The 14054-nt window shown below is 71.4% G+C and carries 11 protein-coding genes and 2 pseudogenes; 2 read left to right on the top strand and 11 right to left on the bottom strand.

The genetic code is table 11. The features are described from left to right. Positions 1-149: 149 nt before the first annotated feature. Positions 150-1379, bottom strand: coding sequence for a glycoside hydrolase family 10 protein (locus RKD23_RS30690; protein ID WP_424856645.1), 1230 nt, complete (start codon positions 1377-1379; stop codon positions 150-152). A gap of 179 nt (positions 1380-1558) precedes the next feature. Here RKD23_RS30690 and RKD23_RS30685 point away from each other — a divergent pair, with 179 nt between their 5' ends. After that, positions 1559-2419: a 3-hydroxybutyryl-CoA dehydrogenase gene (locus RKD23_RS30685; RefSeq protein WP_424856644.1), complete on the top strand. Its 861-nt coding sequence runs from the start codon at positions 1559-1561 to the stop codon at positions 2417-2419. Positions 2420-2602: 183 nt separating this feature from the next. Continuing rightward, positions 2603-2860: a hypothetical protein gene (locus RKD23_RS30680; RefSeq protein WP_404042956.1), complete on the top strand. Its 258-nt coding sequence runs from the start codon at positions 2603-2605 to the stop codon at positions 2858-2860. Here the strand turns inward: RKD23_RS30680 and RKD23_RS30675 are convergent. From RKD23_RS30675 to infC, 10 genes and pseudogenes are all read right to left on the bottom strand, one after another. Further along, positions 2857-3402: an NUDIX hydrolase gene (locus RKD23_RS30675; RefSeq protein WP_424856643.1), complete on the bottom strand. Its 546-nt coding sequence runs from the start codon at positions 3400-3402 to the stop codon at positions 2857-2859. The genes RKD23_RS30680 and RKD23_RS30675 overlap by 4 nt on opposite strands. Before the next feature lie 118 nt (positions 3403-3520). Beyond that, a complete protein-coding gene (locus RKD23_RS30670) occupies positions 3521-4861 on the bottom strand; it encodes a transcriptional regulator (RefSeq protein ID WP_404042952.1) in 1341 nt (446 codons plus the stop codon). A 270-nt stretch (positions 4862-5131) separates the two neighbouring features. Continuing rightward, complete coding sequence (locus tag RKD23_RS30665; RefSeq protein WP_424856642.1) at positions 5132-6220, bottom strand: PP2C family protein-serine/threonine phosphatase; 1089 nt, start codon at positions 6218-6220, stop codon at positions 5132-5134. Positions 6221-6425: 205 nt separating this feature from the next. Next, positions 6426-8940: pseudogene (gene pheT / locus RKD23_RS30660) on the bottom strand (phenylalanine--tRNA ligase subunit beta). Then, positions 8940-10061, bottom strand: a complete 1122-nt coding sequence (gene pheS, locus RKD23_RS30655) for a phenylalanine--tRNA ligase subunit alpha (protein ID WP_404042946.1) — start codon at positions 10059-10061, stop codon at positions 8940-8942. Before pheS ends, pheT begins: the two are co-directional and overlap by 1 nt. A gap of 136 nt (positions 10062-10197) precedes the next feature. Further along, positions 10198-11346 carry an ATP-binding protein gene (locus RKD23_RS30650; RefSeq protein ID WP_424856641.1) on the bottom strand — a complete coding sequence of 383 codons (1149 nt, stop codon included), beginning with the start codon at positions 11344-11346 and terminating at the stop codon, positions 10198-10200. Positions 11347-11442: 96 nt separating this feature from the next. Next, positions 11443-12291, bottom strand: a complete 849-nt coding sequence (locus tag RKD23_RS30645) for a TrmH family RNA methyltransferase (RefSeq protein ID WP_424856640.1) — start codon at positions 12289-12291, stop codon at positions 11443-11445. A gap of 93 nt (positions 12292-12384) precedes the next feature. Then, the gene (rplT, locus tag RKD23_RS30640; protein WP_004002577.1) at positions 12385-12768 is read right to left on the bottom strand and encodes a 50S ribosomal protein L20; all 384 of its coding nucleotides are present in this window, start codon (positions 12766-12768) and stop codon (positions 12385-12387) included. 97 nt (positions 12769-12865) lie between these two features. Then, positions 12866-13060, bottom strand: coding sequence for a 50S ribosomal protein L35 (gene rpmI, locus RKD23_RS30635; RefSeq protein WP_003977225.1), 195 nt, complete (start codon positions 13058-13060; stop codon positions 12866-12868). A 111-nt stretch (positions 13061-13171) separates the two neighbouring features. Continuing rightward, positions 13172-13865: pseudogene (gene infC / locus RKD23_RS30630) on the bottom strand (translation initiation factor IF-3). Positions 13866-14054: the final 189 nt, after the last annotated feature.

Raw genomic sequence — 14054 nt, 5'->3', positions numbered from 1 at the left:
AGACGGCCGGACAGTCGATGTCCGGGCAGCCGATGCCCGAGCGGCCGATGACCGGGCAGCAGATGTCCGGGCAGCAGATGCCGCCCGAGCAGCCGATGCCCGGCCGGTCGATGCCGCCCGGACGGCAGATGCCCTGACAGTGAAGTGAGTCAGCGCGGGGGCAGCGCCGGCGCGCTGTAGTGGTCGGCGACCACCCGCGCCATCGCCCCGCCCGGGTCGGTGGCCACCTCGGTCGCCGCGAAGAAGACGTGCCCGCGCACCTCCGCGTGGCCCCCGGCCAGCGTGAGGTGCCGGGACAGCTCCGCCGGGTTCTGCCAGGCCGCCGGCTCCCCCGCGAGGCCCGCCTTGTACAGGGCCTCCCCCACGTAGACCTGTGTGCCGGTGCCCCGGGCGACCTCGGCCCACCAGGGCACCAGCTTGGCGTAGTCGGCGGACGCGTGCCCGATGTGCCAGTACAGCTGCGGGCAGACGTAGTCGATCCAGTTCTGGCGCACCCATTTACGGGAGTCCGCGTACAGCTCGTCGTAGGACTGGAACGCGTCCGTGTCCGAGCCGAGCGGGTCGGTGCTCGCGTTGCGCCACACCCCGAACGGGCTGACGCCGAACCGGGTGCCGGGCCGGACCTGCTCGATCCGGGTCCCCATGTCGCGCACCAGCCGGTCGATGTTGTCGCGCCGCCAGGCGGCCCGGCTGCCGAAGGAGCCGCCGTAGGTGTCGTAGGCCTCGTCGTCGTCGAAGGTCTGGCCGGGGACGGGATACGGATAGAAGTAGTCGTCGAAGTGCACCCCGTCCACCGGGTACTTGCGTACGGCGTCCAGCATCGCGTCGTGCACGAAGTCCCGGACCTCGGGCAGGCCCGGGTTGTAGTACAGCCGGCCCCCGTAGGCGACGGCCCAGTCGGGGTGGCGGCGGGCCGGGTGGGAGGCGACGAGCTGCGTGCGGTCGGAGTGGTTCGCCACCCGCAGCGGGTTGAACCACGCGTGCAGTTCCAGGCCGCGCGCGTGCGCCTCCTGTACGGCCGTGCCGAGCGGGTCCCAGCCGGGGTCGCGGCCCTGCACCCCGGTCAGATACTGCGACCAGGGCTCGTACGGCGAGGGCCACAGCGCGTCGGCCGTGGGCCGCACCTGGAAGATCACCGTGTTGAGCCGCCGCTCGACGGCCCGGTCGAGGTGGGCGAGCAGCTCGGCGCGCTGCCGGGCCGCGGACAGCCCGGTGACCGAGGGCCAGTCCCGGTTGGCGACGGTCGCCAGCCACATGCCGCGCATCTCCCTGACGGCCCGCGGCCACCGCGGCCGCGGGCCTTTCACCCCCTGCGCGACCGCCTCGCCGCCCGTCACGAGGGTCGCCAGAGTCGCCACCGCGAACGCCCGCCGTGACATCCGTCCCACCAAACACACCCCATACGCTCCGGATCCGCACGGTCACGGATCGTCTCCGCGCCCAGGATGCCCGACCCCGGCGATCGATCATCGATACTTGGGGGTAACGTGCACGAACGGAGCAGGGGCGGAACCCCGCCGGCCTGCCACAGCCGTACACAAGCAGCGAAAGGGACGATGTGACAGACATCGAGCGCGTCGGAGTGGTGGGCTGCGGTCAGATGGGCGCGGGCATCGCCGAGGTGTGCGCCCGTGCCGGACTCGACGTCAAGGTCGCCGAGACCACCGGCGAGGCCCTGGAGATCGGCCGCACCCGGCTGTTCAACTCCCTGGCGAAGGCGGCCGAGCGCGGCAAGATCTCGGACGAGGAGCGCGACGCCACGCTGGCGCGGCTGAGCTTCACCACCGACCTGGGCGAGTTCGCCGACCGCGATCTGGTGATCGAGGCCGTCGTGGAGAACGAGCAGGTCAAGACCGAGATCTTCCAGGTCCTCGACCAGGTGGTGACCCGCCCGGACGCGATCCTGGCCTCCAACACCTCCTCCATCCCCCTGGTGAAGCTGGCCGTGGCGACCTCGCGCCCCGACCATGTGATCGGCATCCACTTCTTCAACCCGGCCCCGGTGCAGAAGCTCGTCGAGCTGATCCCGGCCCTGACCACCTCCGAGGGCACGCTCAGCCGCGCCCAGGTGTTCGCCGAGAAGACGCTGGGCAAGCACGCGATCCGCGCCCAGGACCGCTCGGGCTTCGTGGTCAACGCGCTGCTGGTGCCGTACCTGCTCTCCGCGATCCGGATGTTCGAGTCGGGCATCGCCAGCCGCGAGGACATCGACAACGGCATGGAGTTCGGCTGCGCCCACCCGATGGGCCCGCTGAAGCTCTCCGACCTCATCGGTCTGGACACGATCGCCTCGATCGCCGACTCGATGTACACCGAGTACAAGGAGCCGCTGTACGCCGCTCCCCCGCTGCTGCAGCGGATGGTCGACGCGGGCCGCCTCGGCCGCAAGACCGGCTCCGGGTTCTACACCTACAGCTGAGCACACACAGTCACCGCCGCGGGCCCGGCACTCTTCCGAGTGCCGGGCCCGCGGCATTCACACACCGTGTGCGCGGCGGGCACGCATATGCCCTTCGCACACTCTCCCCACGCGCCCACCAGGCGAGTTGACTCATCACGCGCATGCAAGGGATGTGAATCCACTACGGAAAGGAGCGGACCCGTGACCGCCGATCCCGAGCATCCCGTGATCCAAGGGGAACTCGCAGAGTTACGACGCCGCCTCGATGTGGCGTACGCCAGGGTCGAGGGCGGACTGACTCTGCTCACCCATCGCACCGAGGAGACCGCCAAGGAGGTGGACGAGCTGGAGACCCGGCTCACCTCCTTGGAGCACACCCGCTGGCCCCTGCCCTCGATCGCGGCCGTCACGGCCGTGGGCGCGCTCGTCGTGACGGTCTGGCAGGCGCTCGGCCGTTAGCCAGGGACGTCCTGGCCGAGCCTGAGGTGATGCAGTAACAGCAGTGCGGCCGCCATGTTGGCGGCCGGGACCTCGCCACGGGCGACCATGTCGGGGACGAGCTTGAGGGGGACCCACTCCCTGCGGTCCGACTCGAAGTCGTCCACGGGATGACCGATGTACTCCCCCTCGTCGGCCCAGTAGATGTGGTGCCGGGCGTCGGTGAGCCCGTTGGACGGCTCCACGCTCATCAGGTGGCGCAGGGGTCCCGGCCGCCAGCCTGTCTCCTCCTCCAGTTCCCTGGCGGCCGCCCGGGCTATGTCCTCGCCGTCCTCGACGACGCCGGCCGCGAGTTCCCACCCCCAGCTGTCGGTGATGAAGCGGTGGCGCCACAGGAGGAGGACCTCATTGGCCTCGTTGACCACCGTGGCCACGGCGACGGGCCGCAGCCGTATCAGGAAGTGGTCGAGATGCCGGCCGTCCGGCAGCTCGACATCCGCCAGGTTGACGCTGAACCAGCGGTTTGAGTACACAGTTTGTTCGTTCTGTTTCGTCCACTGCACGGTTCTGCCACCTTCCGCCGAGTAAGTGGCAATATCGCAGCAGGAGCGGTCCGGCAGCAGGCACAGGGACGGGCGTTGGCAGCGCGGCGGGCGCACAGAGGCGGGCCGGAGCAGGGCATCACAGCGGTACGCGCAGTGCCCCGTCGATGAGTTCGGCGGCCTCCGCCGTGCCCGAACAGCCGCTGCCCACCAGGTGCTCACGCACCGCGCGGAGTCTGTCGCGCAGCCGCTGCGACTCCATGCCCCGCGCCTGCTCGGCCATCTGCACCGCGGTGGCCACGGCCTTGTCGGCGTTGCCCTGACGCAGCTCGATCGTGGAGAGCATGGCCAGCCGGTGCACCCGGCCCCGGTCGTGCGCGGGGTTGTCCACCGCGGCCGCGGCGTGCTCGGCCGCCGCCTGGAGCTCGCCCAGACTGAGCAGCGCCTCCGCCACCTGGACGTTGACCAGGCCGGGCTGGACATAGCCGGTCTCGTCGGGCTCGATCCCGCGCCGGATGCGTTCGGCGGCCGCCTCGGCCCGCCGGATGCAGGACAGCGCGCTGGTGCCGTCGCCGAGGTGCGCGTACGCCTTCGCCTGCATCGCGTACAGGTCGGAGGCGAGCGCGGGCGTGATGTGCTTGCCCGCGGCCCGCAGCGCGGCCTCCGCGAAGGCGACCGCCTGACGGTGCTCACGCATGAACAGCGACTGGTTCACCAGCAGCGCGATCACATACGCGCCCAGGCCCCGGTCCCCGCTGGCCTTGGCGAGCCTGAGCGCCTGGTGGAAGTAGCGCTGGGCGAGGCCGTGCGCGTCCGAGTCGTACGCGCAGATCCCGGCGATCGCCACCAAACCGCCCGTCGCCCGGTGCAGTTGGCGGCCGGTCGCGTCGGTGTAGCTGCCGCGCAGCAGCGGGGCCGCCTCGGCGTTGAGGAAGCCGACGATCCGGCTGCGGGTCGCCACGCCCCCGGCCTTGCGGTACATCTGCTCGTAGTGCGTACGGGCCGCCCGCAGCATCTCCAGATCGGCCGAGGTCACCCGGTGCCGGCCGCCGCGCGAGACGTCCACGTCCTCCGGCGGGTTCTCCCACTCCCACACCGGCATCACCGCGGGCGTGCCGGTGACCGCGGGCGCGCCCAGGATGTGCGGGCGCTGCTGCTCGTCGGAGCGCCACAGGGCGGTGGCGCGCTCCACGAACCCGGACAGCGTGCCGGCGTGCGTGACGGTCGGCTCACCGGGGACGCCGAGGCCGATGTCGTCGAGCGTGACCGGCCGGTGCAGCCGGGCCGCGAGGACCTCGCAGATCAGGTCGGGCACCTGGCCGCGCGGGCGCTGGCCCTTCAGCCAGCGGGCCACGGCGGTGTGTTCGTACCGCAGCGCCAGGCCGCGGGCGCGCCCGGCCTGGTTGACATGTGCGGCCAGCCCGGCGTGCGAGATCCCGGCCTCGTCCAGGATCGCGTCGAGCAGTGTGTTGGGCTGCATGGGTGCCCCCCGGTGGCTCGGTGCCCGACAGCGTAGTGGGTCCGCCTTCACACGGGGTGTGAACGGAGTACGCGAATCCGCAGCGTGCGCGCGCTGTTGCGGAGAGTTTCCGGCCGGTTGACTGGGATGCCTCGCAAGAGGCCGGCCGGGCCGCCGGCTCCCCCTCGTACAGTGCGGCGGCCCGCTTCGCGCCGTCCGCCCAGCTGCCTGCCCGACACTCCGTGGCTTGGCGGACGGCGACGCCGGCCCTCGCTTTCGAACGCCGTAGGGCTAAAGGTGGTTTGTCGGCTGCGGGTGCGTCGTGGTTGCTCGCGCCCGCGCGGCGGAGCCGCTGATGTCAGCGTCCCGCGCCCCTAGGGGCATGCACCTAGGCCCTGTTCTGTCGTTGCGTAGGACCAGTAAGGCGATGTCGTCCGTCGTCCTGCCCTTCGTGTGGCTGAGCAGGGCTTCCAGGACCGTGCGCAGGATCGCCTGGGGGTGGCTGCCGGTGAGTTTCGCCAGCGTGTGCCTCAGATCGAAGAAGCGGCCCCTGTTGTCACGGGCGTCCTCCGCGCCGTCCGTGTAGAGGACCAGGGACTCGCCCGGGAGGAAGTCGCCGCAGGGCAGGGGCGGGAGGTCGGGTGGGAGGGGGAAGGGGCCGAGGGGAGGCAGGGGGTCGGCCCGGGACAGGGAGGTCACCGTGGGGCCGGCCAGGCGGTACGGCCAGGGGTGGCCGCAGTTGAGGGCGAGGAGTCGGCCGTCGCGGTGGATCTCCAGGAGCAGCAGGGTCACGAACTCCTCGGCGACGGGGCTGTCGGCGGGAGCCGCGCCGGAGGACGGGTGCTCCCAGCGGGACCGTTCGCGCAGGTGCCGGGCCATCGCGCGGTCGAGGCGGCGCAGCACGCGGCCGAGGTCGGGTTCGTCGTGCGCGGCCTCGCGGAAGCTGCCGAGGAGCGCCGCGACGGTGCCGAGGGCGGCGAGCCCGTGCCCGCGTACGTCGCCCATCACGACCCGGACGCCGTGCTCGGTGCCGACCACCTCGTACAGATCGCCGCCGACACAGGCGGCGCGGTCGGCGGAGAGCTGGGCGGCGGCGGTGTTCAGCCCGTCGACCCGAGGCGGCAGCGGCCGCAGCAGCACGCTCTGCGCGGCCCGCGCGACCCGGCGCACCTGGCGCAGCTCGTGCAGCAGGGTCCGCCGGACGTGGAGTATCAGCCCCGTGCCGACGGCGAAGAACACGGCGCTGGTGAGAATCCGCGCGCCGAGCCCGCCCTGCTGTTCCGCCGGGCAGACGAGCTTGTAGGTGATCGCCACGGCGCCCCACGCCGTGGGCGGTCCCAGCACAAGGGCCCTGCGCAGCGGCCGCCTGATGCGAATCATGTCGATGGCCCCCCATCCAGGCCCTGACAGCACAGATCGACCGGCCCCGAAAGGCCGGTCCGATTCTGTCGAGTCATGGCCGAGGGGGGCCACTACGCCCACTTTTGTCACTCGTATGAGTGAATCGCCCTAAAGGGGCGCGGGGAACTGCGCGAGCAACCACGGACAACCCGCAGCCGGGGCACTCGCGCAGCCCCTACGGCGCTCAGCCGCGCAGGACGGCCCCGGTCCGCTCACCGGCAAGGGCGACGGCCGCGTCCCGCGCCGCAGACGCCTCGTCCACGGTCAGCGTCCGGTCACCGGCCCGGAACCGCAGCGCGTACGCGAGCGACTTGCGCCCGTCACCGAGCTGCTCGGCGTTCTCGTACACGTCGAACAGCCGGATGCCCTCCAGCAGTTCACCGGCGCCTTCACGCAGCGCCGCCTCGACCTCGGCCGCCGGCACCGGCTTGTCCACGACGAGCGCGACATCCTGCGTGGCGACCGGGAAGGTGGAGATGCTCGGCGCCTGCGGTACACCGTCGCCGGAGCGCTCCAGGGCGTCCAGGTCCAGCTCCATCGCACAGGTGCGCGCGGGCAGACCGAAGGCCTTCACGGCACGCGGGTGCAGCTCACCGGCGTGACCGATGACGACCTCCGCCCCGTCGACGACGACCACGAACTCGGCACAGCGGCCCGGGTGCCACGGCCCGTACGCGCCCTTGCGGACGACGAGCTCGGCACCGGCCTCACGGGCGACCGCGCGCCCGGCCTCGATCGCGTCGGCCCAGTCGGCCGGGCGGCCCTTGCCCCACCAGCCGGCCTGCTCGCGGGCGCCCGCGAGGACGACGGCGACATGGCGCGGCTGCTCGGGCAGCACGGCGTTCAGCGCGGCGAGCTCCTCGTCGGTGGGCCGGCGGTCGACGGGCAGATGGCCGGCGACGCTCTGCTCCTTACGCGGCTGGAACACCAGCCCCGTCTCGAAGAGAGCCAGGTCGTGCGAGCCACGGCCGTCGTTGCGCCGCAGGGCACCCAGCAGGCCCGGCAGCAGCGACGTACGGAGGGCGGGCTCCTCGTCGTTGAGCGGGTTGACCAGCTTCACGACGCGGCGGGCCGGGTCGTCGGCCTCGAGGCCCAGCTGGTCGAAGACCTGCTCGTTGACGAACGGGTAGTTCGGCGCCTCGACGTAGCCGGCGCCGGCGAGGGCGCGGCCGACGCGGCGGTGCAGCCGCTGGCGGTGGGTGAGGCCACGGCCGGAGGGCGGCTTGGGCAGCGTGGAGGGCAGGTTCTCGTAGCCCTCCAGGCGGATGACCTCCTCGGCGAGGTCGTTGACCTCGAGGAGGTCGGGCCGCCAGGACGGGACGGTGACGATCAGCTCGTCCTGCCCGTAGACGTCGCAGCCGATCTCCTGGAGGCGGCGGACGACGGTCTCGCGGCCGTAGTGCACGCCCGCGACCTTGTCGGGGTGGTCGGCCGGGACGCTGATGGTGTGCGGCCCGGACGGCGCGACGACCTCGGTGACGCCCGCGTCGGCGGTGCCGCCGGCGAGGAGGACCAGCAGGTCGACCGTGCGCTGCGCGGCGGCCGCGGCGGCGGCCGGGTCGACGCCCCGCTCGAAGCGGCGGGAGGCCTCGGAGGACAGCTTGTGGCGGCGGGCCGTGCGCGCGATGGCGACCGCGTCGAAGTGCGCGGCCTCGATCACGACGTCGGTGGTCGCGTTCTCGACGTCGTCGTGGTCGGCGATCTCGGTGTTGGCGCCGCCCATGACACCGGCGAGGCCGATGGGCCCGCGGTCGTCGGTGATGACGAGGTCCTCGGCGTGCAGCTTGCGCTCCACACCGTCGAGGGTGACGATCTTCTCGCCCTCGGCCGCGCGGCGGACGCCGATGGTGCCCTGGACCAGCCCACGGTCGTAGGCGTGCAGCGGCTGGCCGAGCTCCATCATCACGTAGTTGGTGACGTCGACCGCGAGCGAGATCGGGCGCATGCCGACCTTCTGCAGGCGGCGCTGGAGCCAGAGCGGGGAGCGCGCCTCGGGGCTCAGACCGGAGACGGTCCGGGCGGTGAAGCGGTCGCAGCCGGCCGGGTCGGTGACCTGGACGGGGTAGCCGTACGCGTTCGGCGCCGGTACGTCGAGCAGGGCCGGGTCGCTCAGCGGCAGGCCGTAGGCGATGGCGGTCTCGCGGGCGACGCCGCGGATGGACAGACAGTCGCCGCGGTTGGCGGTGACGGCGATGTCCAGCACCTCGTCGACCAGTTCCAGCAGCTCGACGGCGTCACGGCCGATCTCGGTCTCCGGCGGCAGGACGATGATGCCCTTGGTGCCGTCGTCGCCCATGTTCAGCTCGTCGCTGGAGGCAGATCATGCCGCGGGAGACCCGGCCGTACGTCTTGCGCTCGGCGATCTGGAAGTCGCCGGGCAGCACGGCGCCGGGGAGGGCCACGACGACCTTGTCGCCGACCTGGAAGTTGCGGGCGCCGCAGATGATCTCCTGGGGCTCGCCGGTGCCGTTGGCCTGGCCGACGTCGACGGTGCAGAAGCGGATGGGCTTCTTGAACTCCGTCAGCTCCTCGATCGTCAGCACCTGGCCGACGGCCAGGGGGCCCTTGAGGTCGTGGCCGAGCTGTTCGACCGTCTCGACCTCCAGACCGGCCGAAATGAGCTTGGCCTGGACGTCACGGCCGGTCTCGGTGGCCGGCAGGTCGACGTACTCCCGCAGCCAAGAAAGCGGGACCCGCATCAGATCTCCATCCCGAAGGGCCGGGTGAACCGGATGTCACCCTCGACCATGTCTCGCATGTCTTCGACGTTGTGGCGGAACATCAGCATCCGCTCGATGCCGAACCCGAAGGCGAAGCCGCTGTACTTCTCCGGGTCGACACCGCAGGCGGCCAGCACCCGCGGGTTGACCATGCCGCAGCCGCCGAGCTCGATCCAGCCCTCGGAGGAGCAGGTGCGGCAGGGACGGTCGGGGTTGCCCACGGACTCGCCGCGGCAGACGTAGCACACCATGTCCATCTCGGCGGACGGCTCGGTGAACGGGAAGAAGTTCGGCCGCAGCCGGGTCTTCATGCCCTCGCCGAACAGGGACTGGACCATGTGGTCCAGGGTGCCCTTGAGGTCCGCCATGGTCAGGCCCTCGTCCACGGCGAGCAGCTCGACCTGGTGGAAGACGGGGGTGTGCGTGGCGTCCAGCTCGTCGGTGCGGTACACCCGGCCGGGGCAGATCACGTACACCGGCAGCTCACGGTCGAGCAGGGAGCGGATCTGCACCGGGGAGGTGTGGGTGCGCAGCACCACGCCCGACTCGGTGCCGCCGTCCGGACCCTGCACGAAGAAGGTGTCCGCCTCGCCGCGGGCCGGGTGGTCCGGGCCGATGTTGAGGGCGTCGAAGTTGAACCACTCGGCCTCGACCTGGGGGCCCTCGGCGACCTCGTAGCCCATGGCCACGAAGATGTCCTCGATGCGCTCCGAGAGCGTGGTGAGCGGGTGGCGGGCGCCGGCCGGGACGCGGTCGTACGGCAGCGTGACGTCGACGTCCTCCTCCACGAGGACGCGTGCGTCGCGCTCGGCCTCCAGCTCCGCCTGGCGGGCGGCGAGGCCCTTGTTCACCGCGCCGCGGGCCTGGCCGACCAGTTTTCCGGCGGCGGCCTTGGCGTGCGGGGGCAGGGCGCCGATCTCGCGGTTGGCGAGGGCCAGCGGGGAGGTGCCGCCGGTGTGGGCGACCTTCGCGTCCTGGAGCGCGTCGAGGGAGTCCGCGGCGGCGAAGGCGGCGAGCGCCTCGTCCCGCATGCGCTCGATCTCTTCCGGTTTCAACGCCTCGACCTCTACAGGGTCGTACGACTTATTCGGTGCCGACATCTCTTCCCGTGCTTCCGATTGGCTGGCTGAAGGTCCCCGTCACCGACTCACGCAGAGGTCAGAGGGCCGTCCATGGGACACAAAGGTGCCAAAGGCCGAGTCTAACGGGGTGAGGGTCTACGGATGCGCCCGTGGGTCACTGGGCGAGATACGCCGGTGCCGCCACGGGCAACGTAAATCGGAACTCGGCGCCGCCTGCGGGGGCGCGGCCGACCGTGATGGTGCCGCCGTGGGCCTCGACGATGCCCTTGACGATGTAGAGGCCGAGCCCGGTGCCGCCGCGCTTGCTGCCCCGCCAGAAGCGGGTGAAGACGCGGTTCATGGACTCCTCCGGGATGCCGGGGCCTTCGTCGCTCACGGTGACCGACGTGGCTGCGTTCTCGTGGCCTTCTCCCTCGCGGGGGGACGGGGCGGGCCTGACGTCGATCGTGACAGTTCCCTCGCCGTGCCGCACGGCATTTTCGAGGAGGTTGCCGAGCACCTGGTCGATCTTGTCGGGGTCGGCCCACAGATCGGGCAGCGGCTGCTCGACGCGCAGCAGGAACCGGTCGGCGGGCTGTCCGGCGGCGACGTACGCCTGGATGTGCCGACCGACGGCGGCGCCGATGTCGACGGGCTGGCGGCGCACCTCCAGGCGGCCGGAGTCGATCCGGGAGATGTCGAGGAGCTCGGCGATGAGCCGGGTGACGCGGTCGGCGTCGGCGTCGACGGTCTCCAGCATCAGCCGCTTCTGGTCGTCGGTGAACCGCTCCCACTTGGCCAGCAGCGTCGCGGTGAAGCCCTTCACCGAGGTGAGCGGCGAGCGCAGCTCATGGGCGACGGTGGCGATCAGCTCGGCGTGGCTGCGCTCGGTGCGGCGCCGGGCCTCGGTGTCGCGCAGACACACGACGACCCGCCGTACGGGCCCGGTGGGCTCGTCGCGCACATAGCGGGCGGAGACCAGCACCTCGCGGGCGCCGGGCAGCAGCAGGTTGCGCTCCGGCTGCCCGATCCGTATGGCGAGCCCGCCGTAGGGGTCGGTCACCTGCCACCAGCGCCGGCCTTCGAGGTCTTCGAGCGGCAGGGCCTTGTCGAGGCGCCGGCCGAGCGCGTCGGCGGCGCGCACGGCGGTGATGCGCTCGGCGGCGGCGTTGAAGCAGATCACCCGCCCCTGCTCGTCCGCGACGACGAGTCCCTCGGGCAGGTCGTCGGGGTCTATCCCGAGCCCGGCCGGGGCGTCCAGGCGCAGCTCGGGCGGGCGGCTCGCGTCTTCCGCCCCCGCTGCGCTGCCCGTGCCGACGCTCATATCCCCGTGTCCCACCTCTCAGACGGCATGGAGGTGCCTCCCCGCTCGACGAGCGCAGCCGAGAGCTTGGGGAGGGCCCCAGGGCAGGTCACCCTACTAGCCTTCGGTGACGGAGCGGCAGCCTGTGGCCGCGCGCTGTGCACGGGCCGAGGCGTACAGGCATACGGCTGCGGCGGTCGCGAGGTTCAGCGACTCGGCCCGGCCGTGGATCGGCACGCGCACCACGGCGTCGGCGAGGGCGCGGGTCTCCTCCGGCAGGCCCCAGGCCTCGTTGCCGAACACCCAGGCGGTGGGCCCGCCCATGGTGCCCTTGTCCAGTTCCTCGTCGAGGTCTCGGTCCCCGGCCCCGTCGGCGGCGAGGATGCGTACGCCCGCCTCCTGGAGCCCGGCGACGGCCCGCTCGACCGGGACACCGACGGCGACCGGCAGATGGAACAGGGAGCCCACGGAGGCCCGTACGGCCTTGGGGTTGTACAGGTCGACGGACGCGTCGGTGAGGACGACCGCCTCCGCTCCGGCGGCGTCGGCGCAGCGCAGCACGGTGCCCGCGTTGCCGGGGTCGCGCACATGCGCCAGCACGGCGACCAGCTTGGGCCGGGCGCGCAGGATGTCCTCGAAGGGCGTGTCGAGGAAGCGGCAGACGCCGACCAGGCCCTGCGGGGTCACGGTGGTGGAGATGTCGGCGATCACCTCCTCGGAGGCGAGGTGGACCCGGGCGCCCGCGTCACGCGCCTCCCCCACGATGTCCGCGTACCGCTCCGCGGCCTCGAGGGTCGCGAACAGCTCCACGAGGTTGTCCCCGTACGCCGCCGCCTCCCGCACGGCCTGCGGCCCCTCCGCGAGGAACAGCCGCTCCTTCCCCCGGAAGTTCCGCCTGGCGAGCCGCCGTGCGGCGGACACGCGGGGCGAACGGGGGGAGATCAGCTCGGGGCTGGCAGGGGACATACGGTTCACCTTCACCTCTTTCAACAACAACGGACCCGCGGGCGTTGAGCCCGCGGGTCCGTCCAGTCACGTCGGCTCAAGGCCGGCGCGGCGTCACGCAGCCTTGGGAGCGTTGACGTCGCTCGGCAGCGCCTTCTGGGCCACCTCGACCAGCGCGGCGAACGCGCCCGCGTCGTTGACCGCCAGCTCGGCGAGGATCTTGCGGTCGACCTCGACGTTGGCGGCCTTCAGACCCTGGATGAAGCGGTTGTAGGTGATGCCGTTGGCGCGGGCAGCGGCGTTGATGCGCTGGATCCACAGCTGACGGAAGTCGCCCTTGCGCTTCTTGCGGTCGTTGTAGTTGTAGACCAGCGAGTGGGTGACCTGCTCCTTGGCCTTGCGGTACAGACGCGAACGCTGACCGCGGTAGCCGGAAGCCTGCTCGAGGATCGCCCGGCGCTTCTTGTGGGCGTTGACTGCCCGCTTGACGCGTGCCACTTGTTAACTCCTTGTAGCGGGGCCGTGGTTGGACTCACACGGCCCGGAAACGATTGGGTCCCGGTCTAGAGGGGGATCAGGCGCTGCGCGCCCGACCTCACTTGCCGAGAAGCTTCTTGATCTTCGCGGCGTCGCCCGGGGCCATCTCGGCGTTGCCGGTGAGGCGACGCGTCACGCGGGACGACTTGTGCTCGAGCAGGTGGCGCTTGCCGGCGCGCTCGCGGAGCACCTTGCCGGAGCCGGTGATCTTGAAGCGCTTGCTGGCACCGCTGTGCGACTTGTTCTTCGGCATAGCGCCGTTCTCTCCTCGTCGGTGGCGCTCCGGTGCCCGGTCGCGAAAACCGGGCACGGTGGAGCGTCGCTCTTGTATCGGTTACGTCCTGGGGACTGACGTCCCCCGGGGTCACGCCTCGGCGGAAGCCTCGGACGGAGCCTCGGCCGGGGCCTCGGCGGCGTTCGCGGCGTCGGGGTCCGCGGCGTTCATCGAACGGCCGGGGTTGGCCTTCGCCTCCGCCTTGCGGGCTTCCTGCGCCTGGCGGGCCTCGGCCATCGCCTCGGTCTTCTTCTTGTGCGGACCGAGAACCATGATCATGTTTCGGCCGTCCTGCTTCGGGTTCGACTCCACGAAACCGAGGTCCTGGACGTCCTCCGCGAGACGCTGCAGCAGTCGGTAGCCCAACTCGGGCCGGGACTGCTCGCGACCACGGAACATGATCGTGATCTTGACCTTGTCGCCCTGCTTGAGGAACCGGACGACGTGACCCTTCTTGGTGTCATAGTCGTGCGGGTCGATCTTCGGCCGGAGCTTCATCTCCTTGATGACCGTGTGCGCCTGGTTCTTGCGCGCCTCACGGGCCTTCATGGCCGACTCGTACTTGAACTTCCCGTAGTCCATGAGCTTGCACACGGGCGGACGGGCGTTCGCCGCGACCTCGACCAGGTCCAGGTCGTACTCCTGCGCAAGCTCCAGTGCCTTGGCCAGCGGGACGATGCCCACCTGCTCGCCACTGGGACCGACAAGTCGCACCTCGGGAACGCGAATCCGGTCGTTGATGCGGGGCTCGGCGCTGATGGATCCTCCTCGGTTAGCACCACACGGCGGTCTGGCGGACAGCCGCGTATGTCTTCTTTCGTAAGACCTAACCGCGCCGAAGCACAAAAAATGCCCCGGACGATCACAGGCGGGGCTCCAAACACAACCGGAGCACCGCCGCGATGATCGCGGGGCGCGCTTTCGGGCGACTCCATCGTCCGTACGGAACGATGGTGGCCGCCTGACCGGGTGA

It is taken from the genome of Streptomyces sp. SAI-170, from assembly GCF_049739565.1.
Lineage (GTDB): Bacteria > Actinomycetota > Actinomycetes > Streptomycetales > Streptomycetaceae > Streptomyces.
Note: the sequence above shows the minus strand (reverse complement) of the source record. Positions and strands in the feature narration are given on the sequence as shown.

What these genes read in the sequence shown, in the direction of transcription:
- RKD23_RS30650 (WP_424856641.1), bottom strand. Translation starts at nt 11,346, where the DNA reads ATGAGCGTCGGCACGGGCAGCGCAGCGGGGGCGGAAGACGCGAGCCGC.
- RKD23_RS30670 (WP_404042952.1), bottom strand. Translation starts at nt 4,861, where the DNA reads ATGCAGCCCAACACACTGCTCGACGCGATCCTGGACGAGGCCGGGATC.
- rpmI (WP_003977225.1), bottom strand. Translation starts at nt 13,060, where the DNA reads ATGCCGAAGAACAAGTCGCACAGCGGTGCCAGCAAGCGCTTCAAGATC.
- RKD23_RS30645 (WP_424856640.1), bottom strand. Translation starts at nt 12,291, where the DNA reads ATGTCCCCTGCCAGCCCCGAGCTGATCTCCCCCCGTTCGCCCCGCGTG.
- RKD23_RS30690 (WP_424856645.1), bottom strand. Translation starts at nt 1,379, where the DNA reads ATGTCACGGCGGGCGTTCGCGGTGGCGACTCTGGCGACCCTCGTGACG.
- RKD23_RS30665 (WP_424856642.1), bottom strand. Translation starts at nt 6,220, where the DNA reads ATGATTCGCATCAGGCGGCCGCTGCGCAGGGCCCTTGTGCTGGGACCG.
- pheS (WP_404042946.1), bottom strand. Translation starts at nt 10,061, where the DNA reads ATGTCGGCACCGAATAAGTCGTACGACCCTGTAGAGGTCGAGGCGTTG.